General features: G+C 60.6%; 27 protein-coding genes. 17 read left to right on the forward strand and 10 right to left on the reverse strand.

Translation table 11 applies throughout. The features are described from left to right. Positions 1–9: 9 nt before the first annotated feature. The 4 genes from kdpB to H8F22_RS22655 all read left to right on the forward strand — a co-directional run bounded on the left by kdpB (position 10) and on the right by H8F22_RS22655 (position 6285). The gene (gene kdpB, locus H8F22_RS22640; RefSeq protein ID WP_059182392.1) at positions 10–2067 is read left to right on the forward strand and encodes a potassium-transporting ATPase subunit KdpB; all 2058 of its coding nucleotides are present in this window, start codon (positions 10–12) and stop codon (positions 2065–2067) included. 146 nt (positions 2068–2213) lie between these two features. Further along, positions 2214–2759, forward strand: coding sequence for a potassium-transporting ATPase subunit KdpC (gene kdpC, locus H8F22_RS22645; RefSeq protein WP_027925687.1), 546 nt, complete (start codon positions 2214–2216; stop codon positions 2757–2759). A 136-nt stretch (positions 2760–2895) separates the two neighbouring features. Then, positions 2896–5547 (forward strand): sensor histidine kinase, encoded by a 2652-nt coding sequence (locus tag H8F22_RS22650; RefSeq protein ID WP_059182393.1) that lies wholly within the window; start codon positions 2896–2898, stop codon positions 5545–5547. Positions 5548–5595: 48 nt separating this feature from the next. Further along, positions 5596–6285, forward strand: a complete 690-nt coding sequence (locus H8F22_RS22655; protein WP_027925689.1) for a response regulator — start codon at positions 5596–5598, stop codon at positions 6283–6285. A gap of 104 nt (positions 6286–6389) precedes the next feature. On the opposite strand, the gene H8F22_RS22660 is transcribed toward H8F22_RS22655, so the two are convergent. Next, on the reverse strand, positions 6390–7430 hold the full coding sequence (locus H8F22_RS22660; RefSeq protein ID WP_027925690.1) for a patatin-like phospholipase family protein: 1041 nt from the start codon (positions 7428–7430) through the stop codon (positions 6390–6392). Positions 7431–7655: 225 nt separating this feature from the next. Here H8F22_RS22660 and H8F22_RS22665 point away from each other — a divergent pair, with 225 nt between their 5' ends. The 3 genes from H8F22_RS22665 (at position 7656) to H8F22_RS22675 (ending at position 9780) form a co-directional block, all read left to right on the forward strand. Beyond that, positions 7656–7934, forward strand: a complete 279-nt coding sequence (locus tag H8F22_RS22665) for a hypothetical protein (protein ID WP_027925691.1) — start codon at positions 7656–7658, stop codon at positions 7932–7934. A gap of 45 nt (positions 7935–7979) precedes the next feature. Continuing rightward, positions 7980–8747 (forward strand): CHAD domain-containing protein, encoded by a 768-nt coding sequence (locus H8F22_RS22670; protein WP_194940709.1) that lies wholly within the window; start codon positions 7980–7982, stop codon positions 8745–8747. Between the two features lie 235 nt (positions 8748–8982). Then, positions 8983–9780 carry an acyl-CoA thioesterase gene (locus H8F22_RS22675; RefSeq protein ID WP_027925693.1) on the forward strand — a complete coding sequence of 266 codons (798 nt, stop codon included), beginning with the start codon at positions 8983–8985 and terminating at the stop codon, positions 9778–9780. Here H8F22_RS22675 and H8F22_RS22680 read toward each other — a convergent pair whose 3' ends face one another. From H8F22_RS22680 to H8F22_RS22690, 3 genes are all read right to left on the reverse strand, one after another. Then, positions 9781–10146 carry an Mpo1-like protein gene (locus H8F22_RS22680; RefSeq protein ID WP_027925694.1) on the reverse strand — a complete coding sequence of 122 codons (366 nt, stop codon included), beginning with the start codon at positions 10144–10146 and terminating at the stop codon, positions 9781–9783. A gap of 210 nt (positions 10147–10356) precedes the next feature. Then, the gene (locus H8F22_RS22685; RefSeq protein WP_194940710.1) at positions 10357–11838 is read right to left on the reverse strand and encodes a methyl-accepting chemotaxis protein; all 1482 of its coding nucleotides are present in this window, start codon (positions 11836–11838) and stop codon (positions 10357–10359) included. Between the two features lie 204 nt (positions 11839–12042). After that, entirely contained in the window at positions 12043–12852 is an 810-nt protein-coding gene (locus H8F22_RS22690; protein ID WP_194940711.1) for a TatD family hydrolase, read from the reverse strand. Positions 12853–13087: 235 nt separating this feature from the next. On the opposite strand from H8F22_RS22690, the gene H8F22_RS22695 reads away from it, so the two are divergent. The 3 genes from H8F22_RS22695 (at position 13088) to H8F22_RS22705 (ending at position 15604) form a co-directional block, all read left to right on the forward strand. After that, a complete protein-coding gene (locus H8F22_RS22695) occupies positions 13088–14509 on the forward strand; it encodes an MltF family protein (RefSeq protein WP_194940712.1) in 1422 nt (473 codons plus the stop codon). A gap of 103 nt (positions 14510–14612) precedes the next feature. Continuing rightward, on the forward strand, positions 14613–15047 hold the full coding sequence (locus H8F22_RS22700; RefSeq protein ID WP_027925698.1) for a DoxX family protein: 435 nt from the start codon (positions 14613–14615) through the stop codon (positions 15045–15047). A 248-nt stretch (positions 15048–15295) separates the two neighbouring features. Next, positions 15296–15604 carry a hypothetical protein gene (locus H8F22_RS22705; RefSeq protein ID WP_027925699.1) on the forward strand — a complete coding sequence of 103 codons (309 nt, stop codon included), beginning with the start codon at positions 15296–15298 and terminating at the stop codon, positions 15602–15604. Between the two features lie 3 nt (positions 15605–15607). On the opposite strand, the gene greB is transcribed toward H8F22_RS22705, so the two are convergent. From greB to H8F22_RS22720, 3 genes are read right to left on the reverse strand one after another with little or no spacing between them, the layout of a single operon-like run. Then, positions 15608–16105, reverse strand: a complete 498-nt coding sequence (gene greB, locus H8F22_RS22710; RefSeq protein WP_007943614.1) for a transcription elongation factor GreB — start codon at positions 16103–16105, stop codon at positions 15608–15610. 34 nt (positions 16106–16139) lie between these two features. Next, positions 16140–18644, reverse strand: coding sequence for an ABC transporter permease (locus H8F22_RS22715; protein WP_059182399.1), 2505 nt, complete (start codon positions 18642–18644; stop codon positions 16140–16142). Beyond that, positions 18644–19327: an ABC transporter ATP-binding protein gene (locus H8F22_RS22720; protein ID WP_027925701.1), complete on the reverse strand. Its 684-nt coding sequence runs from the start codon at positions 19325–19327 to the stop codon at positions 18644–18646. Before H8F22_RS22720 ends, H8F22_RS22715 begins: the two co-directional genes overlap by 1 nt. Before the next feature lie 10 nt (positions 19328–19337). Here H8F22_RS22720 and H8F22_RS22725 point away from each other — a divergent pair, with 10 nt between their 5' ends. The 3 genes from H8F22_RS22725 to H8F22_RS22735 all read left to right on the forward strand — a co-directional run bounded on the left by H8F22_RS22725 (position 19338) and on the right by H8F22_RS22735 (position 21368). Beyond that, positions 19338–19943, forward strand: a complete 606-nt coding sequence (locus tag H8F22_RS22725) for an arylesterase (RefSeq protein ID WP_027925702.1) — start codon at positions 19338–19340, stop codon at positions 19941–19943. 56 nt (positions 19944–19999) lie between these two features. Then, the gene (locus H8F22_RS22730; protein WP_003226812.1) at positions 20000–20293 is read left to right on the forward strand and encodes a hypothetical protein; all 294 of its coding nucleotides are present in this window, start codon (positions 20000–20002) and stop codon (positions 20291–20293) included. 103 nt (positions 20294–20396) lie between these two features. Continuing rightward, complete coding sequence (locus tag H8F22_RS22735) at positions 20397–21368, forward strand: L,D-transpeptidase family protein (protein ID WP_027925703.1); 972 nt, start codon at positions 20397–20399, stop codon at positions 21366–21368. A gap of 124 nt (positions 21369–21492) precedes the next feature. On the opposite strand, the gene oprI is transcribed toward H8F22_RS22735, so the two are convergent. Next, entirely contained in the window at positions 21493–21744 is a 252-nt protein-coding gene (oprI, locus tag H8F22_RS22740; protein WP_003199355.1) for an outer membrane lipoprotei OprI, read from the reverse strand. Between the two features lie 640 nt (positions 21745–22384). Between oprI and H8F22_RS22745 the strand changes: the two genes are divergently transcribed. After that, on the forward strand, positions 22385–22666 hold the full coding sequence (locus H8F22_RS22745) for a GNAT family N-acetyltransferase (RefSeq protein ID WP_027925705.1): 282 nt from the start codon (positions 22385–22387) through the stop codon (positions 22664–22666). Positions 22667–22731: 65 nt separating this feature from the next. On the opposite strand, the gene H8F22_RS22750 is transcribed toward H8F22_RS22745, so the two are convergent. Together H8F22_RS22750 and H8F22_RS22755 are read right to left on the reverse strand one after the other, a co-directional pair. Next, complete coding sequence (locus tag H8F22_RS22750) at positions 22732–23808, reverse strand: 3-deoxy-7-phosphoheptulonate synthase (protein ID WP_027925706.1); 1077 nt, start codon at positions 23806–23808, stop codon at positions 22732–22734. A gap of 128 nt (positions 23809–23936) precedes the next feature. Next, positions 23937–24380, reverse strand: a complete 444-nt coding sequence (locus H8F22_RS22755; RefSeq protein WP_027925707.1) for a PilZ domain-containing protein — start codon at positions 24378–24380, stop codon at positions 23937–23939. On the opposite strand from H8F22_RS22755, the gene H8F22_RS22760 reads away from it, so the two are divergent. From H8F22_RS22760 to H8F22_RS22770, 3 genes are read left to right on the forward strand one after another with little or no spacing between them, the layout of a single operon-like run. Further along, a complete protein-coding gene (locus H8F22_RS22760; protein WP_194940713.1) occupies positions 24379–24765 on the forward strand; it encodes a YbbN family protein in 387 nt (128 codons plus the stop codon). The two genes, H8F22_RS22755 and H8F22_RS22760, sit on opposite strands and share 2 nt — an antisense overlap. Then, entirely contained in the window at positions 24762–25718 is a 957-nt protein-coding gene (locus H8F22_RS22765; protein ID WP_027925709.1) for a putative 2-dehydropantoate 2-reductase, read from the forward strand. Before H8F22_RS22760 ends, H8F22_RS22765 begins: the two co-directional genes overlap by 4 nt. A gap of 24 nt (positions 25719–25742) precedes the next feature. Continuing rightward, on the forward strand, positions 25743–26648 hold the full coding sequence (locus tag H8F22_RS22770) for a 5'-nucleotidase (protein WP_027925710.1): 906 nt from the start codon (positions 25743–25745) through the stop codon (positions 26646–26648). Positions 26649–26674: the final 26 nt, after the last annotated feature.

Below are 26674 nucleotides of genomic sequence, written 5' to 3' on the forward strand. Positions count from 1 at the left end.
GAATCCATCATGAATATGCCTGTAAGCAAAACCGCCGTCGCCAAGGCGCCGGAACAACCGAAAACCGCGATCTCGGCCCTCTGGCGCCCGGCGCTGGTGCAAGCCTTCGTCAAGCTCGATCCACGGCAATTGCAGCGTGCGCCGGTGATGCTGGTGGTCGAACTGACTGCCATTCTGACCACCGTGCTGTGCTTCATTCCCGACAGCGCCGTGCCGACGTTTGTCGCCGCGCAAATCGCTTTGTGGCTGTGGTTCACCGTGCTATTCGCCAACTTCGCTGAAGCCCTGGCTGAAGGTCGCGGCAAGGCCCGCGCCGACAGCCTCAAGGCCGGCAGCGAAGGCTTGAGCGCCCGCCGTAAAACCAGTAACGGCACCTTTCAAGTGGTACCGGCCACCAGCCTGCGAAAAGGCGATGTGGTACGCGTCGAAGCCGGGGAAATGATCCCCGGTGACGGCGAGGTGATTGAAGGCATCGCGGCGGTCAACGAAGCGGCGATTACCGGTGAATCCGCGCCGGTGATTCGTGAGTCCGGGGGAGATCGCTCGGCCGTCACCGGCAACACCCGACTGGTGTCCGACTGGTTGCTGGTGAAGATCACCGCCAACCCTGGCGAATCGACACTGGACCGCATGATCGCCCTGGTCGAAGGCGCCAAACGCCAGAAAACCCCGAACGAAGTGGCGCTCGACATCCTGTTGATCGGCCTGACGCTGATCTTCCTGCTGGTGGTCGTGACCCTGCAGCCGTTCGCCCACTTTGCCAATGGCAGCTTGCCGCTGGTGTTCCTGGTGGCGTTGTTGGTCACGCTGATTCCGACCACCATTGGCGGTTTGCTGTCCGCCATTGGTATCGCCGGGATGGACCGTCTGGTGCGCTTGAACGTGATCGCCAAGTCCGGCCGTGCCGTGGAAGCAGCGGGGGACGTACACGTCCTGTTGCTGGACAAGACCGGCACTATCACCTTCGGTAATCGTCGCTGCACCGCGGTGCATCCGGCCCCGGGCGTCACCGCCAAGGAACTGGCCGAGGGCGCGTTGTTCGCCTCGCTGGCCGATGACACGGCTGAAGGCAAATCCATCGTCGAGTACCTGCGCGGCACTCAGCCACAACCAGAACCCGCCGCCGAGTTGCTGACAGCGGTACCGTTCAGCGCTGAAACCCGTCTGTCCGGTGTCGACTATCAGGGCCGCGTGTATCGCAAAGGCGCGGTGGATTCGTTGCTGGCTTTCGTCGGCCTGAAACGCGCTGACCTGGCCGCGCCGCTGTCCCGGGAAATCGACAAGATTGCCCAAAGCGGCGGCACCCCGTTGCTGGTCTGCGCCGACGGCAAACTGCTCGGTGTGATTCACCTCAAGGACGTGGTCAAGCCTGGCATCCGCGAGCGTTTCGCCGAGCTGCGCAAATTGGGGATTCGCACGGTCATGGTGACCGGCGACAACCCGCTGACCGCCGCTGCGATTGCTGCCGAAGCGGGCGTCGACGACGTGCTGGCCGAAGCCACCCCAGAGAAAAAACTGGCGCGCATCCGTCACGAGCAAAACGACGGTCGCCTGGTTGCCATGTGCGGCGACGGCGCCAACGACGCCCCGGCATTGGCCCAGGCGGACGTCGGTATGGCGATGAATGACGGCACCCAAGCGGCGCGCGAAGCGGCCAACATGGTCGACCTCGACAGCGACCCGACCAAACTGCTGGACGTGGTGCAGATCGGCAAGGAATTGCTGGTGACCCGCGGCGCGTTGACGACCTTTTCCATCGCCAACGACGTGGCCAAATACTTCGCGATTTTGCCGGCGTTGTTCGCCTCGATTTATCCGCAACTGGGCGTGCTGAACGTCATGCACCTGACCAGTCCGCAGAGCGCGATTCTCTCGGCCATCGTGTTCAACGCCTTGATCATCGTCGTGCTGATTCCACTGGCCTTGCGTGGCGTGCGGGTGCAAGCGGCGAGTGCGGCGGCGTTGCTGCGACGCAATCTGCTGATCTACGGATTGGGCGGGATTGTGGTGCCGTTCGTGGGCATCAAGGCAATCGACATGCTGTTGACGGCGTTGCATCTGGTTTGACGCCATCGTCGGAACGCCGCCCCGGAACAAGCTCGCGCCCACCGGGGAATGCGGTGCTTTTGTAGGCGTGAGTCTGCTCGCGATGAAAGCACCTCGGTGCACCTGATCGAACCCTGTATGTGTTATCCGAATTCGAGGATTTTGAAATGTCCACAATGATACGTCCGGCCTTGAGCCTGTTGGTCCTGATGACCCTGATCACCGGCGTCGCTTACCCGTTGGTGGTCACCGGTGTTGCCCAGGTTGCGTTCCCGGATCAAGCCAATGGCAGCCTGGTGCACGACGCCGACGGCAAGGTCCGTGGCTCGTCGCTGATTGCCCAGGATTTTGTCGGTGACGCCTGGTTCCATCCACGCCCCTCCGCCGGTGCGTTTGCCACCGTGTCGAGCAGCGCGAGTAACCTGTCACCGAGCAACCCGGCGTTGGCCACACGAGTGATCGACGATGCCAACAAACTGCTGGTGCCGGGTCAGGGGCCTGTGCCATTGGCCATGCTGACCACCTCCGGCAGTGGCCTCGATCCACACTTGCCACCGGCCGCGATTGCCTATCAACTGGCGCGTGTTGCCGCTGCGCGTAATCTGCCGGTGTCTACGCTGCAACAACTGCTGGACGCGCACATTGAACAACCATTGGTGGGACCGCCGGTGGTGAATGTGCTGGCGCTTAACATCGCGCTGGAAAAGCTGTAAGAGATGATCGTTCCCACACGCTGCGTGGGAACGCATCAATGGACGCTTAGCGTCCGCTTTAAGCAGGGACGCGGAGCGTCCCGGGCTGCATTTCCACGCAGAGCGTGGGAACGATCAATTAGAGAGAGCTTCAAGCATGAGTGATTCCGGCCGCGCCGACGCGTTGTTAGCAGACTTGCCCCGCGATGGCCGTGGCCGGCTCAAGGTTTTCCTCGGCGCCGCGCCCGGTGTCGGCAAAACCTACGCCATGCTGCAAGCCGCTCATACCCAGCTGCGCCAGGGCGTCAAAGTCATTGCCGGCGTGGTCGAAACCCATGGCCGCGCCGAAACTGAAGCGCTGCTCGGCGGCTTGCCGCAACAGCCGTTGGTGCGCTCGGAATACCGGGGCGTGATGCTCGAAGAAATGGACCTGGACGGTCTGCTCGCGGCCAAGCCGAAACTGGTGCTGGTCGATGAACTGGCCCACAGCAACGCCCCCGGCAGCCGCCATACCAAACGCTGGCAAGACATCCAGGAATTGCTCGCCGCCGGCATTGATGTCTACACCACGGTCAACGTCCAGCACCTGGAAAGTCTCAACGATCAAGTGCGCGGCATCACCGGTGTGCAGGTGCGTGAAACCCTGCCGGACTGGGTGCTGCAAGAAGCCTACGAACTGCTGCTGATCGACCTGCCACCAAGGGAATTGCTTGAGCGTCTGCGCGACGGCAAGGTCTACGTGCCGGAGCAGGCGCGGGCGGCCATCGACGCGTTTTTCACCCAGACCAACCTGACCGCCCTGCGCGAAATGGCGATGCAAACCGCTGCCGCGCAGGTCGACAATGACCTGGCCCAGGGGTATCGCCAACTCGGTCAAGCAGCGCCAGCGGTACGTGGTCGTTTGTTGGTAGGGGTCGATGGCGATGCGCAGGCCGAGCGCCTGGTGCGTCACGCCAGTCGCGTTGCCCAGCGCCGGCATTTGCCATGGAGCCTGGTGCATGTCGACAATGGCAGCGTGCGTGACGAGCAATCGCGCCTGCGCCTTCAAAGTGCCCAGCAATTGGCCGAACGCCTCGGTGGCGAAGTGGTGTTGCTGCGTGCCGGTGAAGTCGCGAAGACCCTGATCCAGCACGCCGCCGAACGCCGCGCCAGTCTGGTGCTGGTCGGCCAGTCCCGGCAGCGGTTGCGTCGGCGCTTGTTCGGTGGGGGCTTGGCGTCACGCCTGCTGCGCGATGCGCGCGGGCTGGAAATCAACGTCCTCGACAGCGATGATTTACCGCAACAACCGCGCCAGCGTTCGGCACAATCGCTGGTGTGGTTCGACTACGTGCTGGCACTGGTGGCGACCGTTTTGGCCAGTGCGTTGGCGTGGGGCGTGGCGAGTATTTTACCGCTGCCCAACATCTCGCTGGTGTTTCTCGCCGCTGTTCTGCTGGTGGCGGTGCGCAGCAGCCTCGGCCCGGCGCTGGCCTGTGCGGCGCTTTCATTTCTGACCTACGACTTTTTGTTCATTCCGCCGAATTTTTCTTTCGCCATCCAGCGCGAAGAAGACGTGCTGACCTTGCTGTTCTTCCTGCTGATGGCGGCGCTCACCGGCAACCTCGCGGCGCGGCAACGTCGGCAATTGCAGGCACTGCGTGACACCCAGGAAGAGACCACCGAACTGCTCGACCTGTCGCGCAAACTGACGGCCGCCACTGATCGCCAAGCCGTGATCAGCGCCGCTGCCCAGCACCTCAACGGCTGGAGTGACTTGCAGCTGTGCCTGCTCAATCAAGACGGGCAGGGTGGCTGGAAAGTCGAAACTGGCGGTCCGATAGAATTCTCCGAAGCTGAACGCGCGGCCGCCGATTGGGCCTGGCAACACGATCAACCCGCTGGTGCAGGCACCGGAACATTGCCAATGGGGCGTTGGTGGTGGTGGCCGTTATCGGTGGAAGACGGGCCGTTGGCATTGATGGGCGTGTGCGCCAAAGAAGGCCAGACCTTAAGCGGTCAGCGTCGGCGTTTGTTGACCGCATTGAGCCAACCGCTGGCCCAGGCGTTGGCTCGCGCGCAACTGGCCGAAGACCTCGAAGCGGCGCGACTGCACGGCGAAACCGAGCAACTGCGCAGCGCACTGTTGGCGTCGGTGTCCCACGACCTGCGCACGCCGCTGACGTCCATGCGCGGCAGCATCGACAGCCTGTTGGCCCTCGGTGAAGCCATTCCGCTGGAGGATCGCAAGGAGTTGCTCGAAGGCACGCGTGACGAAGCCGAGCGGCTGGATCGCTACATCCAGAACCTGCTGGACATGACCCGCCTCGGTCACGGCGCGCTGAAGCTGGCGCGTGATTGGGTGTCGCCGGCCGACATCGTCGGCAGTTCACTCAATCGACTGCGCGCCGTGCTGGCGCCGTTGCAAGTCAGCACCGACGTGCCGCCGGAGTTGCCGCTGCTGTATGTCCACGCGGCACTGATCGAGCAGGCGCTGGTCAACGTGCTGGAAAACGCCGCGCGATTCTCACCGGCACATGGGCGTCTGCAATTGCGCGCCGGTGTCGAGGATGGCGAGCTGTTTTTCTCGGTGAGTGATGAGGGGCCGGGTATTCCGGAGGAGGAACGGGCGAAGATTTTCGACATGTTCTACACCGCCGCGCGCGGTGATCGGGGCGGGCAGGGCACCGGGCTGGGGCTGGCGATCTGTCAGGGCATGGTCGGTGCGCATGGCGGACGGATCAGCGTCGCTGACGGCATTGAGGGCCGCGGAACGTGCATCACGCTTCACTTGCCCTTGCAGGAACAACCCGCCTTTGAAAGTGAGCGCTGAAGTGAAGCCTGATACCCTTTGGACATCCCCATGCCGCGATCAGAAACCATGAGCCAGACCGCGACCATTTTGGTCATCGACGACGAACCGCAGATCCGCAAATTCCTGCGCATCAGTCTGGTCTCCCAAGGCTACAAAGTGCTCGAGGCCGGCACCGGCACCGAAGGCTTGGCGCAAGCGGCGCTGAACAAACCGGATTTGCTGGTGCTCGACCTCGGTTTACCCGACATGGACGGCCAGCAAGTGCTGCGCGAGTTTCGTGAATGGTCGACGGTGCCCGTGCTGGTGCTGTCGGTGCGTGCGAGCGAAGGGCAAAAAGTCGAAGCACTCGATGGCGGCGCCAATGACTACGTGACCAAGCCCTTTGGCATTCAGGAATTTCTGGCGCGGGTGCGTGCTTTGTTGCGCCAGGCGCCAGTCGGTGAAGCCCAGCAGGCGGCGTTGACGTTTGGGCCGTTGACCGTGGACCTGGCTTATCGGCGGGTGCTGCTCGAGGGCGTCGAAGTGGCGCTCACACGCAAGGAATACGCGGTGCTGGCGCAACTGGCGCGGCATCCGGGACGGGTGATTACCCAGCAGCAACTGCTCAAGGATATCTGGGGGCCGACCCATACCGAGGACAGTCATTACCTGCGGATTGTGGTGGGGCATTTGCGCCAGAAGCTGGTGGATGATCCGACTCAGCCGCGGTTTATCGTGACGGAGGCGGGGGTCGGGTATCGGTTGCTTGATACTTGAACGTTCCTGCGTGGTAACGCATCCCGTGACGCTCCGCGTCACGATCTCAACAGCGGACACAGGGCGTCCATGGCGGTATTCCCACGCAGCGCGTGGGAACGATCTCAGGGCTCACGCTCATTCTCATACCGATCCAGCGTATCCCGAGCAATCTCGCGTCCCAACGCGATCAACTCCGGCGCCTTGTAAAACTCGAAAAACCGGCAAACCCTTTTCGGCACGTTGATCAGGATGTCCGGCGGATACCCGGCAATCTTGTACTGCGCCAGCGACGTCTGCATCACCTCGAAACTCTGGTTGATCAGGTCCAGCAAAGACGCCGGCCCAACGTTATCGATGATGAACGAACCGGTGGCCGACTTCGGCGCGCCTTCGCGCTCGGGAGCGGCGGCAGGTTGCTGGGCTTCGGGTTCGGCGGATTCGATCCAGGGGTTGATGTCAGCCGCTTCTGCCATCAACGCTTCCTTCTCCAGCAGCAGCAATTGTTCGGCCTGTTTGCGCCGGAACGGCAACTTCGAACCCAGTGAATTGATCAGGCTGTCGAAACGACTCTTGAACGCTGCCGGTCGCTGGATCACCGGCAATTGATAGTGGCGCTGGTTGGTGGAGTTGAGGTTGACTGCGATGATCAGGTCGCAATGACTCGACACCACTGGCACGATTGGCAAAGGGTTGAGAATGCCGCCATCCACCAGCATCCGGTTGCCCTGCATCACCGGAGTGAAGAGGCTGGGGATCGCCGCCGAGGCGCGCATGGCCTGATGCAGACAACCTTCCTGGAACCAGATTTCCTGCTGGTTGGTCAGGTCCGTGGCCACGGCTGTGTAGGGAATGCGCAAGTCCTCGATATTGATCTCGCCGACGATCTTGCGGATCTGCCCGAAGACCTTCTCACCGCGAATCGCGCCAAGCCGAAAGCTGACGTCCACCAGGCGCAACACATCGAGGTAATCCAGGCTTTCGATCCAGCTGCGATACTCGTCAAGTTTGCCCGCCGCATAAATTCCGCCAACCACCGCTCCCATGGAACAACCGGCAATGCAGGCGATGTCGTAACCGCGCCGTTCGAGCTCTTCAATGACACCGATATGGGCATAACCTCGGGCTCCGCCTGAGCCCAGTACCAGTGCGATACGCTTTTTCATGAATCGCCCTCGTCTGACAAGGTTCAACAATGCACCCATCAAGGGGCGGGCTTCAATCGCCATGGTCGCTCGACAGGCCGATGGCGTCGTTTTTTCGACACTCCATGGCGGCACTTGGCTATTCTTGCCCACGCTATAGTGAGTTTGCTTCGAGCGGCCAAGGCACTTTTCCCGCGCCGGGCCGTCTTACCTGCACGACTGTTGACCTATCTTGAGGTGGTATTGATGAAAGCCTGGATTTGCGTACCTTTGATTGCGCTGGCGCTCGCCGGTTGTGCCGGCAAAACGGCTTACCGCGAAAGCTGCGGCAGCCAGATTGACGCCGCGTGGCATGAGCTAGACTTGGCCAAGGCCGAAGGTTTCGCTGGGACTGTCAGCTATTCCAAGGCCCTGTCGTTACTGACAGGCGCCAAGACCCAGCAACAATTCGAAGCCTACGAAGGCTGCACCAGCAAAGCCGAGAAAGCGCGCTTCTATATTCGGGAGTCGCGTGCAGGCCGTTGAGGCATGACGCGGGTAAAAAGGGACACTCGATTCAGGGAGTAAGCGATGTCTGATTTGGTTGATCGGTTGGTGGCCCATGTCCTGGGCCTTGAAGTCCGCTTGTTGGCCTGTCAGGCGCGTTTGACTGCCCGCACTGACCCTGAAGCGTTACACGACCTGCGCACCACGGTTCGCCGTTTGCGCAGCCTCTTGCGCCCCTTGCGCGGCCTGCCCGGTGTCGAGCAGGTGGAAGCGGCGGCGTCCCGGGTCGGCGAGCTGACTACGCCGTTGCGTGATCGCGAAGTGCTGGCGGCGTACCTGCTCGAGCACGGTCAACCCGAAGCCGCCCACCGGCGCATGGTGCTGATGGCCGAGGCGTACCCAGCGGTGGCGGCCAGTCCCGAGCTGGCGCAGTTGCTAATGATCTTCGATGCCTTTCCACGTTTTTTGCGCGCGTCCCAGCGCCAGGGCTTGCTCAAGGGCCTGCGCAAGCGCATTGAAAAACGCTTGGGCAAACAATGGAAGAAACTCGACGTTGCCCTGCACGACCCGGCCCACGACCGTCATCGCTTGCGTCTGTTGATCAAGCGTGTGCGCTACGGCATCGAGGCCTATCCCGAGCTGGACCGCTTGCCGAAGGCTGCCTTGGCCCGATTGAAATCGGCACAGGGGGCTTTGGGTGATTGGCACGACAGTTGGCAATGGCTGGCCAGGGCGCAAGAAGAGGCGGACTTGCAGCCTTGTGTCGCGGTCTGGAAAACCACCATGGCTAACGCTGAAGCCCGCGCCGACCGTGTCCTCGACAAACTCAGCGCCCGCTGCTTCAAATCCTGAAAACCGCGCAAATCAAATGTAGGCGTGAGCCTGCTCGCGATGAGGCCGTGACATTCAACAGTGATGTTGGCTGTCATGCCGCTTTCGCGAGCAGGCTCACTCCTACAGGGTTTTGTGTTGAGTATGGAATCTAGTATGCGGCTCTTCTGTCAGTACTTTTGGCCGGAACAGGTGCTGTATCCCCATCGCTGGCTGGTTAAGATCTTCCTCTCCTTTTCCCGTTTCCGAGGTCTTCATGCGCTTTTGCGATCTGCTCGACGCCGTCCGCCAGCAACCGCTGGAGCTGTCTATTCCAGCCGGATGGGCGCAGGGGCGGGCCAGTTTTGGTGGTCTGGTGGCGGCATTGCAATACGAAGCCATGCGCGCAAAAGTCCCGGCAGACCGGCCGGTGCGTTCGCTGGCGATCACCTTTGTCGGCCCCGTCGAGCCTGAAGTGCCGGTCAGCTTTGAAGTCGATGTCTTGCGCGAAGGCAAAGCCGTCAGCCAGGTGCTGGGCCGGGCGATGCAGAAGGGGCAAGTGGTGACGTTGATTCAGGGCAGCTTCGGTGCCTCGCGGCCTTCCGAAGTGGCGATCACGGCTGAACCTGCTCCGGAAATGAAGCACTGGGACGAGTGTCAGGAATTGCCCTTCATCCCCGGCGTGATTCCGGAGTTCATGCGCCATCTGGCAATGCGCTGGGCCGTCGGCGGCATGCCGTTTACCGGCAACTCTTCCCGTCAAATGGGCGGTTGGGTGCGGTTACGTGGGGATGTGAAGGAAGAGGCCGTCACCGAGTCGCATATCCTCGCGCTGGTGGATGCCTGGCCGCCGTCCTTGCTGCCGCACCTGAAAAAAACCGCGATGGGCAGCACGCTGACCTGGACCATCGAATTCGTTCAGCCGTTGCTGGAACTGAGCACGCTGGACTGGTGCAAATACCTGGTCGAAACCGAGCATGCCGCAGACGGCTACGGTCATGCGGCCGCGAAGTTGTGGAGCGCGGACGGCCGGTTGATCGCCATGAGCCGGCAGACGGTAACGATTTTCGCCTGATCAGTGCCGACGATGGCGCTCACGCCAGGCGCGCCACCAGCCGCCGCTGAGGAAAAACCGTGGGAAGGTCAGGAATTGCTCGACCAGCAAGCGTGACACTGCATCTTTGCGATCACTGAACGGTTCGGAGGCTTGCGCCTCCAGGCTGTGACCGTGACGTTGCAGACCCAGCGCAGCGAGCAGGCCGATCACGCCGATGGCGATGTTCAACAGGCTCAGGCTGAACACCCCGGACACAATCAGCAGAAACGCGACAATGAACAGTGGTACGGCAATCAGGTGCAGCACCAGGTTGGTCGGGTGCTGGTGATTGTTCGGGTACGCTCGCCATTGCCAGGCGGGTAGGTTGGGGTGACGTTTGCCCATGTTGAAACTCCTCAATCCGTGTTGACCGTATGATTGAAGAATAGGCGGGGGGAGGGTGGTCGGCGAATCGAGGTTGGCTATGGGGGTGATAGGTGGGGATTGATGTTGACCGGACTGACGCCGTCGCGAGCAGGCTCACTCTTACATTTAATCGCATTCATCTGTTAAAACGCGGTCACTGTGGGAGCGAGCTTGCTCGCGATGGGGCCCTTACAGCCTGAGCTGCCCGATCGCCTTGCTCAACTCCCCAGCCAACGCTGCCAGCTCATGACTGGTCGTCGCAGAGTTAATGGTCTGCTGCACAGTGTTCTCGGTCACATCGCGAATACTCACCACCGCCCGATTCATCTCCTCTGCCACCTGGCTTTGCTGCTCGGCCGCCACCGCAATCTGCGTATTGCTTTCACGCATCTGCGCCACGGCGCTGGTGATTTCGGCCAGCGCGGCGCCAGCTTCTTGAGCCTGCTTCACGCAATCATCGGCCTTGAAGGAGCTTTCCTGCATGAAGTCCACCGCGTCCCGGGTCCCGGCCTGCAAGGCGGAGACCATCAGGGTGATCTCGTCGGTAGAGGTCTGCACGCGCTTGGCCAGGTTGCGCACCTCATCGGCCACCACTGCAAAGCCCCGACCCATTTCGCCCGCCCGTGCCGCTTCGATGGCCGCATTCAGGGCCAGCAGATTGGTCTGCTCGGCAATGCTATGAATCACCCCGACTACGCCGTTTATTTTCTGACTGTCCTCGGCCAGGCGCTGAATCATCTCCGCCGTCTGCTGCACACCGCTGGACAACCCGGCAATCGACTTCTGCACGCGACACACCACTTGCTGCCCACTGCCCGCCAGCTTGTCTGCCGTTTGCGAGAGGTCGCGGGTGGCGCCGGCGTGCTGGGCGATGTGATAGACGGTGGCGGTCATTTCATTGATTGCCGTGGCGGCCTGATCGGTTTCGCTTTGCTGGCCGAGCATGCCGTGGCGCACTTCGTTCATGCTCGAAGCCAGGCGCGCAGCACCGACATCCAGTTGCCGGGCCGTGCTGGCGACGGTGTTGACCACTCGCTGGTATCCGGCCTGCATCGCGTTGAAGGCGTTGGCCATCTGCCCGACTTCATCCTGGCAGGCCAGCGGCACACGGGCCGACAGGTCGCCGGTTTTTTCGACGTGGAGCATCACGTCTTTCAAGGTGTTGAGCTGACTCAGCAGGAAGCGGATCAACAGCTGCGATGCGCCCAACATCGCCAGCATCAAGATAAATACAGCCACCGCGTACTGGGCGAAACGTTCGCTGAAGACTTGACTCAGGCTCGGGCCAAAAGCGATCACCGCGACTTGCTGCCCGTCGGGGCGGGTGAACACCTCGGCACCCATCAACGGGTTGTCGCCGAGCAGCGGCATCGGGTGGATCTCGACCCAGCCGTGGCTGTCCATCAGTTCCAGGAGTGGCTGACCGTTCAACAATGGCGCCTGTCCGCGTCCGAAGGTCAGCAGGTTGTCGGCCTTGGGCAGCGGTTGCCCGACGGGCCAGGCACTGAGCAATCGCGCCTGTGCCTGGGCAGCCCCCTGCGCGGCGTGACTGCGGACTTGTTGTTCGAGTTGCACGGCGTACAGCACCAGCAACAGGGTGGTGAAGAAAGCGACCGCGTTGACCGCCCAGAATTTGTATTTCAGCGAGATGTTGCTAAGCCAGGCACCCATGGAGGTCTTCTCTGATAGCGGAAACAGCATTGGCAAGGTGCCAGCATTGTGCCGCTATCGAAGATTCTGAATTTGATGTGGATCAACATGCACCACAGTCCCCCTGCAGGAGTGAGCCTGCTCGCGATGGCGTTCTGTTGAGACATCAATGTTGAAAGTGCTGGCGCTATCGCGAGCAGGCTCGCTCCAACAGGGGATCGGTGATTACTGGGGGATTGTGGGCAAGCCGAAAAACGCTCGTGCACAGTCGGTGCTGTGGGCGGCGAGATCTTCTTCGCTTTCCCCACGATGCAACGCCACTTCCCGCAACACTTCAGTTAAATACGCCGGCTCGTTGCGCCCGTTTTTCGGCTTCGGCCGCAAGCTGCGTGGCAGCAGATACGGTGCATCGCTTTCCAGCATCAAACGTCCGCGTTTGATCTCCTTCACCAACGGATGCAGATGCGTGCCCCGGCGTTCGTCGCAGATCCAGCCGGTGATGCCGATGTGCAAATCAAGATCGAGGTAGCTGAACAGGGCTTTCTTTTCGCCGGTGAAGCAATGCACCACGGCGGCCGGCAATTGATCACGGTAGTCGCGCAGGATTTCCAGCAGTCGCTGACTGGCATCGCGCTCATGCAGGAACACTGGCAACTGCAACTCGACCGCCATCGCCAGGTGCTCTTCGAGGACCTTTTCCTGTCGCGGGCGTGGCGAGAAGTCACGATTGAAATCCAGCCCGCATTCACCCACGGCCACCACGTTCGGCTCCTTGAGCAAACTGCGCAAACGCTGGGCGCTGTCAGTGTTCCAGTCGCTGGCCGCGTGCGGGTGAATGCCCGCGGTGGCGAACAGGCGTTGAGCGCTTTCGTCCAAGTGTTGGCACAGTTCCAAAGCCTGTTCGCTGCCCTCGACACTGGTGCCGGTCAGGACCAATTGGCAAACTCCTGCGGCGTACGCGCGGTCGAGTACGGCCTGGTGTTTGTCGGCAAAACTGGGGTTGGTCAGGTTGACGCCGATATCGATGAGTTGCATGGTGCTACCTCGGACCAAAGGCCGGAAAGCATATCAGAGCTGTAGATTTATAAGAAAAGCCAAGAACTACAACGAGTTGAAGCTGTCTCTTGATGCCGCGAGACAGGCCCGGGTGGTCATTGTGCCATCACTGTGCCAGTCTTTCGCACTTTGCCAGCGCTCATGGCGCTCTGTTTCTGACGTTCGATTTCGAGATTTTTTTGGAAATCGGCCCAGTATTCTTTCCGGAGAGTGGATGACACGTCCCTCGATTTTGCTACTGCTGTGCTGTTCGTTGCTGCTGCCGATGCCGGCGGTCGCGCGTCTGGCCGGGCCGCTGCAAGCCGTGCCGGCGGCCAAGGTGCGCGATCTGGCAGAAATTCGCAGTAGCCGCGTGTTGCGGGTGCTGGTCAATCAGAGCCGCAACAGCTCCGGCGAAGTCCAGGGCCAGGCCATCGGCGTCGAATACCACCGCTTGCGCGCCTTCGAGCAATACCTCAATGGCCACGCCCGCGACGGTCAGGAAGTCACCCTCAAGATCATCCCCAAAGCCAAGGATCAACTGCTCGGCGCGTTGCAGCGCGGGGAAGGGGATCTGGTCGCGCCCGGGGAGTTGCTCGATTTGCAGCCTGGCCACGCAGTCAGCAGCAGCGAACCGATCGCCAGCAACATCCCGTTGGTGCTGGTGGGGATCAAGGGCGAACGGCGTTACACCCGGGTTGAACAACTCTCGGGCAAGACCCTGGCGTTGCCCACCGGCAGCGCGGCCGGCGATGCCGTGAGCCAGATCAATTCAAGACTCGCACTGCACAAGTTGGCGCCGATAAAGATCGAGTGGGTCGATCCGAGTCTGGCCGTCGAAGACGTGCTGGAAATGGTTCAGGGCGGGATCTTTCACCTGACCATCGTCGAGCAACCGATTGCCGAGCGCTGGGGCAGGATCCTGCCAAAATTGCGCTTCGACAAGCAGTTGCTGATCAGTGATCCAGGCGAAGAATTCTGGTTTGTGCGCCGTGATGCCTCGATGCTGCGGGCGAGCATTGATCGTTTTCTGACGACGTACAAGAAGCCCTCGGACCAGGACGTAGCGTTTCTGCGGATTTATCGGCGGCTGTACCAAGTGCACTATCCACTGGCAAAGGCCGACCGTCAGCGCCTGGAAAAACTGCGACCGGTGCTGCAGAAACACGCCGATGCCCAAGGCATGGACTGGTTGAACCTGGCGGCGCTGGCGTTCAAGGAGTCGGCGCTGCAACCCAGCGCCCGCAACGGTGGTGGCCCCACCGGCCTGATGCAAATCACCCCGTCTGCCGCCCAGCGGGTGGGGGTCAACAACATTCAGGACCTCGACGCTAACGTGCAGGCCGGGGCCAAGTACCTGGCCATGATCCGCCGCAAGTTCTTCTCCAGCCCTAAGCTCAACGAACGTGAGCGCATGGCGTTCGTACTGGCGGCCTACAACATTGGCCCGGAGCGGGTTCAGGGTATGCGCGCCGAAGCCCGACGGCGTGGCCTGAATCCCAATCAGTGGTTCTTCCAGGTCGAGCGCATTGCCATGGAGCAGGTGGGGATGGGGCCCGTCAGCTATGTTAATAGCGTGAATAAGTATTACTTGGCGTTCGATCGTGAGAGGGAGTCATTGGAGCCACAGGGACAAAAAGTGGCCTCTCGTAAATAATCAACTAAACTGATTGTTATGTCGCAATTATTGCGCTTTTCACATTTGTTTTATCGATTAATATGGTGCCCAACGAACACACACTCACAATGGATGACACAGCATGAGCTCACTGATCAACAAGGTACTGTTTACCCGCGCCGGTTTCGGCCTGACCGCGATACGGATCGTCGTCGGGATCATCTTCGCTGCTCATGGCGCGCAGAAGCTCTTCGGTATGTTTGGTGGCTACGGCATTGCCGGCACCGCGCAGTACATGGAAAGCCTGGGCCTGGCACCGGGTCACCTGATGGCGATTCTGGCCGGTGGTACCGAATTCTTCGGTGGTCTGGCGTTGATCATCGGTCTGCTGACACGTCCGGCAGCACTGGGCCTGACCTTCCTCTCGCTGGTCGCGATTTTCTCGGTGCACATCCATAACGGCCTGTTCATGGCCAACAACGGTTATGAATTCGCCCTGGCTTTGCTTGGCGGCAGCATCGCGGTACTGATCGAAGGTGCCGGCAAGCTGTCGCTGGACCGCGCCATTACCGACTGACCGCTCTGGCTCAACGAAAAGGCCCGCATTGCGCGGGCCTTTTTTGTTGCGCGTCATTCTTGACACTGTCCGGTCAGCTTCTCTAGGATGTTGCCCATGCGCCGATTTAAACAGCTACTTGCGGGGCGCCAGGTGACTCATTCAGTTGCCGATAGAAGCTTGAAACAGGCTTCGAAATACCGCTAAAGCGCTGGTTCGGTGTTGCCTCTCACCTGCCATGCAGAATTTTGAGGCAGAGACACGACTCGATGAACGCACTTAGCCCTGTAGTACGTCCCGCGCCGATCACGGCACACCTTACCCAGCGCAATCCAAAAATCCTGCTTGGCGGTAAACATCAGCCGACGCTCCTGCGTTATCTCGATGGCTGGCCACGTCGTACCGGCGGGCCTGCAGCCTTCCTGATCCAGTTTGTCGAAGACGGCGAATCGCTGGCTCGATTTGCCAGCGACAGCTTTGACCTGGCGGTGATTCAATCACCGAGCCTCGAAGACGCGCCGGAAGTGATAAAACAACTGACCCGCGTTGCCCGACAGGGGCTGATTACCCGTCGCTAAGGCTCAGAGATACTCAATCGCCACGATGTACACGCATTGCTCACCGGTCGGCGTCTGGACCCGAACTTCGGCGTCCAGCGCCTTGCCGATCAGCGCGCGGGCGAGCGGTGAATCGATACTGATCAGCCCCAGCTTCAGGTCCAGCTCATCCGGGCCGACAATGCGATAGCGCGACTCTTTGCCGTCTTCGTCTTCAATCGTGACCCACGCCCCGAAATAGACCTTGTTCGGATCGCTGGGCTTTTCGCTGACCACTTTCAACGCTTCCAGCCGTTTGGTGAGAAAGCGCACACGGCTGTCGATTTCGCGCAGCATTTTTTTGCCGTAGGTGTATTCCGCGTTCTCGGAACGATCACCCTGCGCCGCCGCCTCGCTCACCGACTGCGTCACTTGCGGTCGCCGTACATGCCAAAGCTCATGAAACTCCGCCCGCATCCGCGCTTCACCTTCGGGGGTGATCAGCGCGGTGCCTGCGGGGCGGGGTGGACGATAACGGCTCATGGCAACTTCTTGTATTTGAGAAGGTTCGAGTCTATCAACCCTCGCGCAACACTGTCAGGGGGCTGGCATTCAACGCACGACGTGTACCAAACACACCGGCACCGCCAATCAGCACCGCACCGATCACCGGCAGCACCAGCAACCATGGATGCGGGTGCCACGGCAGGTCGAAGGCGTAGCGGTAAAGCACCAGACTCACCAGTTCCGAGCCCAGTGCCGCCAACAAACCGCTGACCGCGCCGAGCAAACCGAACTCGATCCGCCGGGCCTTCACCAGCAACTGCCGCTCGGCCCCCAGCGCGCGCAACAGGGCGCCTTGGCGAATGCGTTCATCGAGTGTCGCCTGCAGGCCGGAAAACAACACCGCCATCCCCGCCGCGAGTACAAACAACAGCACATATTCCACCGCCAGCGTGACTTGGGCGAGGATGCTGCGCAGCTGTTCCAGCAAGGCTTCGACTTGCAAAATCGTCACCGCCGGGAAGCTGCGCGAGAGGTCGACAATCTGCTGATCGTGACCGGCCGCCAGATAGAAACTGGTCAGGTAAGTCGCCGGCAAATCTTTCAAGGTGCCGGGCTGGAAGATCATGAAGAAGTTCGGTTGGAAGTTGTCCCAGTTGATCTCTCGCAAGCTGGTGACCTTCGCTTCACGATTGACCCCGCCCACGGTAAACACCAGGTGATCGCCCAGCTTGAGCTTCAGGCTTTCGGCCACTTTGCCTTCAACCGACACACCGGGAACCTCGTCCGGTGTCTGCTCGGTCCACCAGTTGCCCGCCGTGAGTTTGTTGCCCGCCGGCAAGTCTGCCGCCCAAGTCAGGCTCAGGTCGCGCTGGATCGCCCGATCACCCGCCGAATCCTTGCTGACGATGTCCTGCACCGGTTCGCCATTGATGCTGATCAGTCGACCCGGCACCACCGGGTAAAGTGGCGCCGACTGCGCCGACAGTTGAATCAGGCGATCCGTAAAAGCCTGTTTGTCCGCCGGCAGAATGTTCAGCGCAAAATAGTTCGGTGCGTTTTTCGGCAATTGGTTCTGCCAAGTGTCCAGCAACTCGCCTCTGAGCAATGCGATCAGCGCCATGGACAGCAGAATCAGGCCGAAGGCCAAGGCTTGCCCCGCTGCGGCCAGTGGATGGCGCAGCAGTTGGCCCAGACCGAGGCGCCAGGGCAGCGAAGCACGGGCCAGCAGCCGGCGCAGGCTTTTGAGCAGCAGCAAGAGCAAGCCACCGAGCACCAGCGCGGCGATTACGCCGCCGCCGAGCAGGGCGAAGGTCAGCACCAGGTCGAGGCTCAGGCGCCACATGATCAGGCCGAGGGCACCCAGGGCGGCGCCATAGACCATCCAGGTGCTGGACGGAATTGGCAGCATGTCTCGGCGCAACACGCGCAGTGGTGGCACGCGACCGAGCGCGGCCAGCGGTGGCAGGGCGAATCCGGCCAGTGCCACCAGCCCGGTGCCGATCCCGGCAATGGCCGGCAGCAGACCACCCGGAGGCACGTCAGTCGGCAGCAAATCATGCAGCAAGGCGAACAGCCCCAACTGAGCCAGCCAGCCGAGGAGGGCGCCACTGAGGCTGGCGAGCAGGCCGAGTACGGTCAGCTGAAAACTGAACAATGCCATGGTTTCCCGGCGTGACAGGCCCAGGCAACGGAGCAGGGCACTGGCATCGAATCGGCGCGTGGCAAAGCGCGTGGCCGACAGCGCTACCGCCACGCCGGACAACAGGACCGCCACCAGACTCGCCATGTTGAGGTAACGCTCGGCCTTGCCCAGCGCGCCGCCAATTTGTCGGTTGCCGTCGCGGGCATCCTGCAGGCGCTGGTTGGCCGCCAGGCCCGGCTTGACCAGTTGGCGATAGGTTTCCAGCGCCTCGGCTTTGCCGCGCCAGAGTTCGCGGTAGCTGACCCGGCTTCCGGGTTGCACCACACCGGTGGCGGCCAGGTCGCTGAGGTTGATCAGCACCCGTGGCGTGAGGCTATAGAAGTTGCCGGCCCGGTCGGGTTCGTAGGTCAGGACGCGTGCCAGTTTCAGGGTTTTCATGCCGACGTCGATGCTGTCGCCGATCTTCAGATCCAGCGCCGTCAGCAGTCGCGCCTCAACCCAGGCCTCGCCGGGTTTCGGGCCGCCGCCAGGTTCTTCCTGAGCAAAAGGCGCCGGGGCACTTTTCAGTTCGCCGCGCAGTGGGTAGACATCATCGGCCGCTTTGATGCTGGAGAGTTGTATGCCGTTATCGGTGGCGATGACGCTGGAGAATTCCACCACTTGAGCGTGTTCAAGCCCCAGCTCCGTACCGCTTTTGATCTGTTCGGGGCGTGCCGGTGAGCTGCCTTCGAGCAACAGGTCGGCGCCGAGAAATTCGGTGGCGCGCAACATCATGGCGCCGTTGAGACGGGCGCCGAAGTAGCCGATGGCGGTACTCGCCGCTACCGCCACCAGCAGGGCGAAGAACAGCACGCGCAATTCACCGGCGCGGGCATCACGCAGCAGTTGACGGATGGCAAGACTGAACAGGCGCAACAGCGGCAGGCGTGCCATCAAGGCTCCAGTGGGGCGACCAGCAGGCCGGCTTCAAGGCGGATCAGGCGCCGGCAGCGATGTGCCAGGCGTTCGTCGTGGGTCACCAGTACCAGTGTCGTGCCGCGTTCCTGATTGAGTTCGAATAACAGGTCGCTGATGCGTTCACCGGTATGGCTGTCGAGGTTGCCGGTGGGTTCATCGGCGAACAGCACATCGGGCTCGGCGGCAAACGCACGGGCAATCGCTACACGCTGCTGTTCGCCACCGGATAGCTGGCGGGGGGAGTGGGTCAGGCGCTGGCCCAGGCCGACCCGTTGCAGCAACTCGGTAGCCCGCTCGCGGGCATCTTTGCGGCCATCGAGTTCCAGCGGCAACATGACGTTTTCCAGGGCGTTGAGGCTGTCGAGCAACTGAAAGGACTGGAATACAAAACCGACATGCTCGGCCCGAATGCGTGCGCGTTGATCTTCATCGAGGGTGCTCAGCCCTTGCCCGGCCAGCGTGACTTCGCCGCTGCTGGGCAGGTCGAGCCCGGCGAGCAGGCCGAGGAGGGTGGATTTGCCGGAACCGGAGGCGCCGACGATGGCCAGGCTGTCGCCCTTGTTCAGTTCCAGGTTGAGTTCGTGCAGGATAGTCAGTTCACCTTCCGCGCTGGGAACCACTTTGCTGAGGTTCTTCGCGGTGAGAATGCTTGCGCCCATGGAGAATCCGATGCGTGTGTGGTTTTTGAGTGCTGGCCTGGCCTTGATGTGCATGGCCCAGAACGCAGCGGCGGGTACTGTCCTGATCGTTGGCGATAGTATCAGCGCGGGTTTCGGACTGGATACCCGGTTAGGGTGGGTCTCGCTGCTCGAGCAACGGCTCAAACACGAAGGCTTCGACGATAAAGTGGTCAACGCCTCCATTAGTGGCGACACCAGTGCCGGAGGCCAGGCGCGCCTGCCTGCGCTGCTTGCAGAGCATAAGCCGGCGCTTGTCATCCTCGAGTTGGGCGGCAATGACGGACTGCGTGGAATGCCCCCGGCTAATTTGCAACAAAACCTTGCGTCGATGATCGACAGCTCCCGCGACAACGGCGCCAAGGTCCTGCTGTTGGGCATGCAACTGCCTCCTAATTACGGCGTGCGCTACACCGAAGCCTTTGCCAAGGTCTACAGCACGCTGGCCACCGAGAAAAACATCGCGCTGGTGCCGTTTTTCCTCGACGGCGTCGGCGGTCATCCGGACTTGATGCAGGCTGACGGCATACACCCGGCGGCCGGGGCTCAGGACAAGTTGCTGGATAATGTCTGGCCTACGCTAAAACCGCTGTTATGACCCTTTTCTAGGCGCAGGCTTTCGGCTAAGGTGGCGCCCCCGATTTGGAGCCCCCGATGCCGCGTCCTGCCTGGTCACTTTTTGCCTACCAACTGATCGAGCCTGACGAACAGCTGGATCTGTTCGCCTGCCAGGAAGTGCGGGTGCATCTGGTAACCCGTCAACTGGAGCTGGGCGGCTCGGCGGACCGAACCTTGTGCGGCAGCCTGTTGCCTGCACAGCCACGCTGGTCGAGTGTGGACCGTCGAGTATTCCAGGACCAGCGCCTGTGCTCGCTGTGCCGGGCGATCCTTGAATCGCAAAAGCGCGGCACCTCGCCGATCTGGCCAGAGCTGCGTTTTGAGCTCTGACGCATAAAAGATAGCGTGCTATCGGCCAACTCCCCGAAATTCCAGACGGCGGTGTACAATCCCGTTTTTTATACCCTTGTCGATCATGCGAAGGACTTTCCGGATGTTGCCGCGTTTTCCTGCCGTCACCCGCTGCCTGTCTCTTGCCGCCCTTTGTATGGCCGGTCCAGCTGCAGCATTGGAGTTTCCCCTGCCACCGCCCGGTGAAGACATCATCGGCCAGGTGCAGGTGATCAAGGCCAAGTACGAAGATACCTTTGCTGACCTTGGTACCGCTTACGACCTGGGCTACACGGAAATGATCGCGGCCAACCCGGGTGTCGATGCATGGTTGCCGGGCGCCGGTACTGAAGTCATTCTGCCGACCCGTTTCATCCTGCCACCGGGCCCGCGCGAAGGCATCGTGATCAACCTGGCTGAGTACCGCCTCTATTACTACCCCAAAGGCCAGAACGTGGTGTACACCTTCCCGCTGGGGATTGGTCGTGAGGGGTGGGGCTCGCCAATCGCCCATACCACCATCACCGCGAAAACGCCTAACCCGACCTGGACCCCTCCAGCGTCGATCAAGGCCGAGCACGCCGCCGATGGTGATCCGCTGCCGAATGTCGTGCCAGCAGGCCCGGATAACCCTCTGGGGCCGTTCAAGTTCAGCCTGGGCACTCCGGGCTACCTGATTCATGGCTCGAACAAGAAATTCGGCATTGGCATGCGCACCAGCCACGGCTGCTTCCGCATGTTCAACAATAACGTGCTGGAAATGGCGAAAATGGTGCCGGTCGGCACGTCGGTACGAATCATCAACGATCCGTACAAATTTGGCGTAAGTGGCGGCAAGGTGTATCTCGAAGCGCACACACCGCTGGATGACAAGGGCAACCCGTCGGTGGTCGACAAGCACACCGCGGTGATCAACGCGATGCTCAAGCGTGAAGACATCACTAACAACCTGCGCATGAACTGGGATGTGGTGCGTGACGTGGTCGCCGCTGAAGATGGCCTGCCGGTGGAAATCGCGGTGCCGAATGGCTCCGCGCCGATGGTGTCGAATACACCGCTCGATCCGTTGCAGTAAGGCTTGAAAACAACCCGCCGACGCACACCGCGTCGGCGGGTTTTTTATTGCCGGTAGGAAACACCAGGCAATAAAAAAGCCGACCCAAAAAATGGGTCGGCTTGATAACAATCCCGAGGGATTATTACTTGCGGCTAGCTTTGTCCAGCATGCGCAGAGCACGCTCGTTAGCTTCGTCAGCAGTCTGTTGTGCTTTTTGAGCAGCAGCCAGAGCTTCATCAGCTTTACGGTAAGCTTCGTCTGCACGAGCCTGGGAGCGAGCAGCTGCGTCTTCAGTAGCGGTCAGACGTGCTTCGGTTTCTTTCGATGCGCTGCTGCAACCGGTAGCCAGAACTGCGGCCAGAGCCAGAGCAGAGAATTTCAGAACGTTGTTCATCGTGTTCCCCTTCAAGGACTTTCTATTAAGTTAGCTGTCTCCTCAGAGTGAGGAAATAGCCGGCGTACATACTACTCATTACTACTCGTAAGTAAACTGACGTAAAGCAAGAAGCAAAAAAAATTGTAGGCGTTGATTCTTTTTCGAGCAACTTTTAACTGCATTGTCTAAAAAATATCCAGCTGCGAGGCCCGAGATGAGCGAGCCGCTCAAAAAAAGTTCCGCGCACTCACAGGGCTTTTTTTCGGTCTTGGCTAAAGTCTGGCTAGATGAGTTCGTCCATACTTCTGTTCGAATTTTGCGCAGAGGCTCTCATAATCTTTATCCATCTAGAGGTGACTTTAAGAGAGCGGATTCGTCTTATGTCTCAATATCCGGCAATGTTCAGGCTGCCGACCCGCTAAGACCGTCGGTCGAGCCGTCCCTGCGTACCCCCGGAGCAGCACCCGCTGGCTGAGCATGATGACGAGCGCACCTTGAGCATTTTCGCCAATGGTGCCTACTATTTGATACGTGCTCGGTTGCGCGAGATCGGTGCAGTTCTTCTCGGTGTCCATTGGCACGGGGTGGCGTAGATGTTCCTTCGCCGGAAAAACATCGGTAAGGTAGGGGTCAGAATTCAGACCCGCGAGGAGTAGTGATGAGCGAGGCGTTGTCCATCCACCATGACCAGGCTGGTCATCAGTTCGAGACCAATGTGGACGGTCATCGTGCCTACCTGACCTATATGGATCTGGGAAAACAGACCCTGGATATCTATCGCACCTTCGTGCCCAACGCGTTGCGTGGTCGCGGCATCGCTGCGGCATTGACCGAGAAGGCGTTGGAGTACGCTGATGAAATGGGTTACACCGTCATTCCATCGTGCTCCTACGTTGAGCGCTATATGGAGCGTCACCAGCGGCACGCCGCCAAGCTGTGACCCAAACGAACACATAAAAAAACGCCAGGTTTAAGCCTGGCGTTTTTGTGTGCGCTAAACGCTGATCAGGTGCGATCGCGTTTGGGCAGCACGTCCTTGAGCTTGGCATGCATGCTGCGCAAGGTGTTTTCGGTGGCGGACCAATCGATGCAGGCATCGGTGATCGACACGCCGTATTGCAGGTCGGCGAGGTCTTTCGGGATAGCCTGGCAGCCCCAGTTCAGGTGGCTCTCGACCATCAGGCCGATGATCGACTGGTTGCCTTCGAGAATCTGGTTGGCAACGTTCTCCATCACCAGCGGTTGCAGCGCCGGGTCCTTGTTGGAGTTGGCGTGGCTGCAATCGACCATGATGTTCGGCTTGATCTTCGCCTTGTTCAGCGCTTGCTCGCAGAGCGCGACGCTGACCGAATCATAGTTCGGCTTGCCGTTGCCACCGCGCAGTACCACGTGGCCGTAAGCGTTGCCCTTGGTGGTGACGATCGACACGCCACCCTCCTGGTTGATGCCCAGAAAGCGGTGCGGGCTGGAAACCGATTGCAGGGCGTTGATCGCCACGGTCAGGCCGCCGTCGGTGCCGTTCTTGAAGCCGACAGCCGAGGACAGGCCGGAAGCCATTTCGCGGTGAGTCTGGGATTCGGTGGTACGCGCGCCGATGGCCGACCAACTGATCAGGTCCTGCAGATACTGCGGGGAGATCGGGTCGAGGGCTTCGGTCGCGGTCGGCAGGCCCATTTCGGCCAGGTCCAGCAACAACTGGCGACCGATGTGCAAGCCATCCTGAATCTTGAACGAGTCGTCCAGGTAGGGGTCGTTGATCAAGCCTTTCCAGCCGACAGTGGTGCGTGGCTTTTCGAAATACACGCGCATGACCAGATACAGGGTATCGGACACTTCTGCCGCGAGTGCCTTCAGGCGCTCGGCGTATTCGTGGGCAGCCTTGATGTCGTGGATCGAGCAAGGCCCGATGACGACGAACAGGCGGTGGTCGGTGCCATCCAGGATATTGCGAATGACTTCGCGACCCTTGGTGACGGTGCGCAGGGCGGCGTCGCTCAGGGGGATGTCACGCTTGAGCTGGTCAGGAGTGATCAGCGTCTCGTTGGAGGCGACGTTTAGGTCGTTGATCGGTAAATCAGCCATCGTTTACTCGTCAGGTCACGGGTGCCGGCCGCCAGCGAACCCGCGCGGCGGAGCACAGCAAATTAAGCGCGTCGGGGACCCGAACCTTAGCGCGTTAGGCGCCTGCTCGACAATGGGCACACACCTGTTTAATCCAGCACAGCCTGTGCAAATGCCTTGCGCACGGTGTCGTGAGAGAACTCGTCGGCATGTGCCTGGACCCATTCAAGGGCCAGCGCCTGAATACCCTGCAAGTCGTCATGTGCGTCATGCAGGCGGCAATAGCGTTCGATCTGGCACACTTGCTCGCCCATTCGGGCACTGAACATCATCTGCTCGTCGACAAAGGCAATGCCCACCAGGTAGCCGCGTTTGCGCCGCAGGCACCAGGCCACATAGCCCAGGTAGCGCAAGTCGGGGTTCAGGGTCGGCATGCGCACTTCCAGCGCCGTGCCGTGGCGCCAGGCCCTGTGATAATTGCAAGCCATGCCCCCGAGGCTGATAGTGTGCAAGCGCTGTCGCGAGATGCACTCATGTGTGAGCAACGTTAATTCGACGGGCACATCATCAGGATGAGGAATAAAACGTCCCATGAACACGGACTCCCTGTGTCGGCCATCTGACATTCTTTCACCCAGTATAGTGGTCGAATTGGAACTGACCGATTTCGATGCCGACCAACGGCTGCTGGGAATGCCCGGTGTTTCCCTGGTGATTTTTAACAGTGTCGGCTGCGCCAGTTGCCGATTTGCCCGTGAGCAATTGCCAAGGCTCGATCTGGCAGTCGATCGACTGTGCTGGATCGATGCGGGGAACAATGGCGGGGTGGTCGAGCGTTATCAGGTTTTTCATTTGCCGGCGCTGTTTTTAGTGCGCGACGGTGAGTTCTTCGGGGCATTAAAATCGCGCCTGACCGGTACCGAACTCAATGAAGCGGTCGGACGGGCGCTGATGAAAACAGCAGAGGAGTTGCCATGATGGGGGCAGTGACCAGGCCGACAATCGGTGTGATCGGGACCGGCGCAATCGGCGGGTTCTACGGGATGATGCTGGCGCGTGCCGGCTTCGATGTGCACTTTTTGCTGCGCAGTGAATTTTCAGCAGTGGCCGAGCGCGGGTTGCGACTCGACAGCGCGGCGCATGGCGCGCTGACGTTGAACCCGGTTCAGGCCTATTCATCCGCGGAAGACATGCCCGCCTGCGACTGGTTGCTGGTCGGCGCCAAAACCACCAGCAATGCCGACCTGGCCCCCGCCATCATTCAGGCGGCTGCTGCGAACGCCAAAGTGCTGGTCTTGCAGAATGGCCTGGACGTCGAAGACAGCCTGCGAGAGTTGCTTCCTGACTCGTTGCACCTGCTCGGCGGGCTGTGTTTTATCTGTGTCCATCGCACCGGTCCCGGGGAAATTACCCATCAGGCGCTCGGCGCGGTCAACATCGGCTATCACAGTGGTCCTGCGGCCGATGAAGTGGAGCGCGTGGCGATTGTAGAAGAGGGCGCCAGACTGTTCCGCAGCGCTGGCATCGATTCCCAGGCCATGCCGAACCTGCAGCAGGCACGTTGGCAAAAACTGGTCTGGAATGTTCCGTACAACGGTTTGTCGGTTCTGTTGGGGGCCAGCACCACGCCATTGATGGCCGATGCTGACAGCCGGGAATTGATCAAGGCATTGATGGCCGAAGTGGTGCAGGGCGCAATCGCCTGTGGTCACGACATTCCGGCCGGTTACGCTGACCATCTGTTCATGGTGACCGAAAAAATGCCGGACTATTGGCCGAGCATGTACCACGATTTCCTGCACAAGCGACCGCTGGAACTGGCGGCGATTTACGCGCGCCCCTTGGCTGCGGCCAAAGCGGCAGGGTGCGAATTGCCGCTGATCGAAGCCTTGTATCGCAGTTTGAGTTTTATCGATCGACGAAATACCTGAGTCGATCAATCCGGGGGGAAGGGCATGGCCAAGACTATCGACGACAAACTGGTGCTGGCGATTTCTTCGCGGGCACTGTTCGACCTGAGCGAAAGCCACAAGGTGTATCTGTCGAGCGGTGTCGAGGCCTACCGGCAATACCAGATCGAGCACGAGGACGAAATCCTTGAGCCTGGTGATGCCTTCCCGCTGGTGCAGAAACTCCTGAACCTCAATACCCTTCTTGGTCGCGCCCGGGTCGAGGTGATCCTGGTGTCGCGCAACAGCGCCGACACCGGGTTGCGGGTGTTTAACTCGATTCATCACTACGGGCTGGCAATTTCCCGCGCGGCGTTTGTCGGCGGGCGCAGTCCCTATCCGTATCTCAAGGCCTTTGGTTGTGACCTGTTTCTGTCGACGCACGCCGAAGACGTGCGTAGCGCACTGGAGGCCGGTTTCGCCGCGGCGACCATTCTGTCGGGCGGTGCCAGCCGCGCGGCCAGCGATGAATTGCGGATTGCCTTCGACGGCGATGCGGTGCTGTTTTCCGACGAGTCGGAGCGGGTCTACCAGTCGGGCGGCCTGGAAGCGTTTCAGGCCAGCGAGCGCGAAGCCGCCCGTGAGCCATTGCGCGGAGGGCCGTTCAAAGGCTTCCTGGCGGCCCTCAATCTGTTGCAGCGTGAGTTTCCAGACGACGACTGCCCGATCCGCACGGCGTTGGTCACGGCGCGTTCGGCGCCGGCCCACGAGCGCGTGATCCGCACGTTGCGCGAATGGGATATTCGCCTGGACGAATCACTGTTTCTCGGTGGCCTGACCAAATCGGCATTTCTCGAAGCGTTTGCCGCCGATGTGTTTTTCGACGATCAGGCTGGCCATTGCGAATTGGCCCGCGAAGTCGTCGCCACCGGTCACGTACCGCACGGCGTAAGCAACGAGCAAAAGGTTTAAGCCTACCGTTCAACGCGTTACGCAGA

Source organism: Pseudomonas mucoides (genome assembly GCF_015461845.1).
In the GTDB taxonomy this organism is placed as follows: domain Bacteria; phylum Pseudomonadota; class Gammaproteobacteria; order Pseudomonadales; family Pseudomonadaceae; genus Aquipseudomonas; species Aquipseudomonas mucoides.

Coding starts and splice junctions, on each gene's coding strand:
- kdpB (WP_059182392.1), top strand. CDS start 10: ATGAATATGCCTGTAAGCAAAACCGCCGTCGCCAAGGCGCCGGAACAA.
- kdpC (WP_027925687.1), top strand. CDS start 2,214: ATGTCCACAATGATACGTCCGGCCTTGAGCCTGTTGGTCCTGATGACC.
- H8F22_RS22650 (WP_059182393.1), top strand. CDS start 2,896: ATGAGTGATTCCGGCCGCGCCGACGCGTTGTTAGCAGACTTGCCCCGC.
- H8F22_RS22655 (WP_027925689.1), top strand. CDS start 5,596: ATGAGCCAGACCGCGACCATTTTGGTCATCGACGACGAACCGCAGATC.
- H8F22_RS22660 (WP_027925690.1), bottom strand. CDS start 7,430: ATGAAAAAGCGTATCGCACTGGTACTGGGCTCAGGCGGAGCCCGAGGT.
- H8F22_RS22665 (WP_027925691.1), top strand. CDS start 7,656: ATGAAAGCCTGGATTTGCGTACCTTTGATTGCGCTGGCGCTCGCCGGT.
- H8F22_RS22670 (WP_194940709.1), top strand. CDS start 7,980: ATGTCTGATTTGGTTGATCGGTTGGTGGCCCATGTCCTGGGCCTTGAA.
- H8F22_RS22675 (WP_027925693.1), top strand. CDS start 8,983: ATGCGCTTTTGCGATCTGCTCGACGCCGTCCGCCAGCAACCGCTGGAG.
- H8F22_RS22680 (WP_027925694.1), bottom strand. CDS start 10,146: ATGGGCAAACGTCACCCCAACCTACCCGCCTGGCAATGGCGAGCGTAC.
- H8F22_RS22685 (WP_194940710.1), bottom strand. CDS start 11,838: ATGGGTGCCTGGCTTAGCAACATCTCGCTGAAATACAAATTCTGGGCG.
- H8F22_RS22690 (WP_194940711.1), bottom strand. CDS start 12,852: ATGCAACTCATCGATATCGGCGTCAACCTGACCAACCCCAGTTTTGCC.
- H8F22_RS22695 (WP_194940712.1), top strand. CDS start 13,088: ATGACACGTCCCTCGATTTTGCTACTGCTGTGCTGTTCGTTGCTGCTG.
- H8F22_RS22700 (WP_027925698.1), top strand. CDS start 14,613: ATGAGCTCACTGATCAACAAGGTACTGTTTACCCGCGCCGGTTTCGGC.
- H8F22_RS22705 (WP_027925699.1), top strand. CDS start 15,296: ATGAACGCACTTAGCCCTGTAGTACGTCCCGCGCCGATCACGGCACAC.
- greB (WP_007943614.1), bottom strand. CDS start 16,105: ATGAGCCGTTATCGTCCACCCCGCCCCGCAGGCACCGCGCTGATCACC.
- H8F22_RS22715 (WP_059182399.1), bottom strand. CDS start 18,644: ATGGCACGCCTGCCGCTGTTGCGCCTGTTCAGTCTTGCCATCCGTCAA.
- H8F22_RS22720 (WP_027925701.1), bottom strand. CDS start 19,327: ATGGGCGCAAGCATTCTCACCGCGAAGAACCTCAGCAAAGTGGTTCCC.
- H8F22_RS22725 (WP_027925702.1), top strand. CDS start 19,338: ATGCGTGTGTGGTTTTTGAGTGCTGGCCTGGCCTTGATGTGCATGGCC.
- H8F22_RS22730 (WP_003226812.1), top strand. CDS start 20,000: ATGCCGCGTCCTGCCTGGTCACTTTTTGCCTACCAACTGATCGAGCCT.
- H8F22_RS22735 (WP_027925703.1), top strand. CDS start 20,397: ATGTTGCCGCGTTTTCCTGCCGTCACCCGCTGCCTGTCTCTTGCCGCC.
- oprI (WP_003199355.1), bottom strand. CDS start 21,744: ATGAACAACGTTCTGAAATTCTCTGCTCTGGCTCTGGCCGCAGTTCTG.
- H8F22_RS22745 (WP_027925705.1), top strand. CDS start 22,385: ATGAGCGAGGCGTTGTCCATCCACCATGACCAGGCTGGTCATCAGTTC.
- H8F22_RS22750 (WP_027925706.1), bottom strand. CDS start 23,808: ATGGCTGATTTACCGATCAACGACCTAAACGTCGCCTCCAACGAGACG.
- H8F22_RS22760 (WP_194940713.1), top strand. CDS start 24,379: ATGAACACGGACTCCCTGTGTCGGCCATCTGACATTCTTTCACCCAGT.
- H8F22_RS22755 (WP_027925707.1), bottom strand. CDS start 24,380: ATGGGACGTTTTATTCCTCATCCTGATGATGTGCCCGTCGAATTAACG.
- H8F22_RS22765 (WP_027925709.1), top strand. CDS start 24,762: ATGATGGGGGCAGTGACCAGGCCGACAATCGGTGTGATCGGGACCGGC.
- H8F22_RS22770 (WP_027925710.1), top strand. CDS start 25,743: ATGGCCAAGACTATCGACGACAAACTGGTGCTGGCGATTTCTTCGCGG.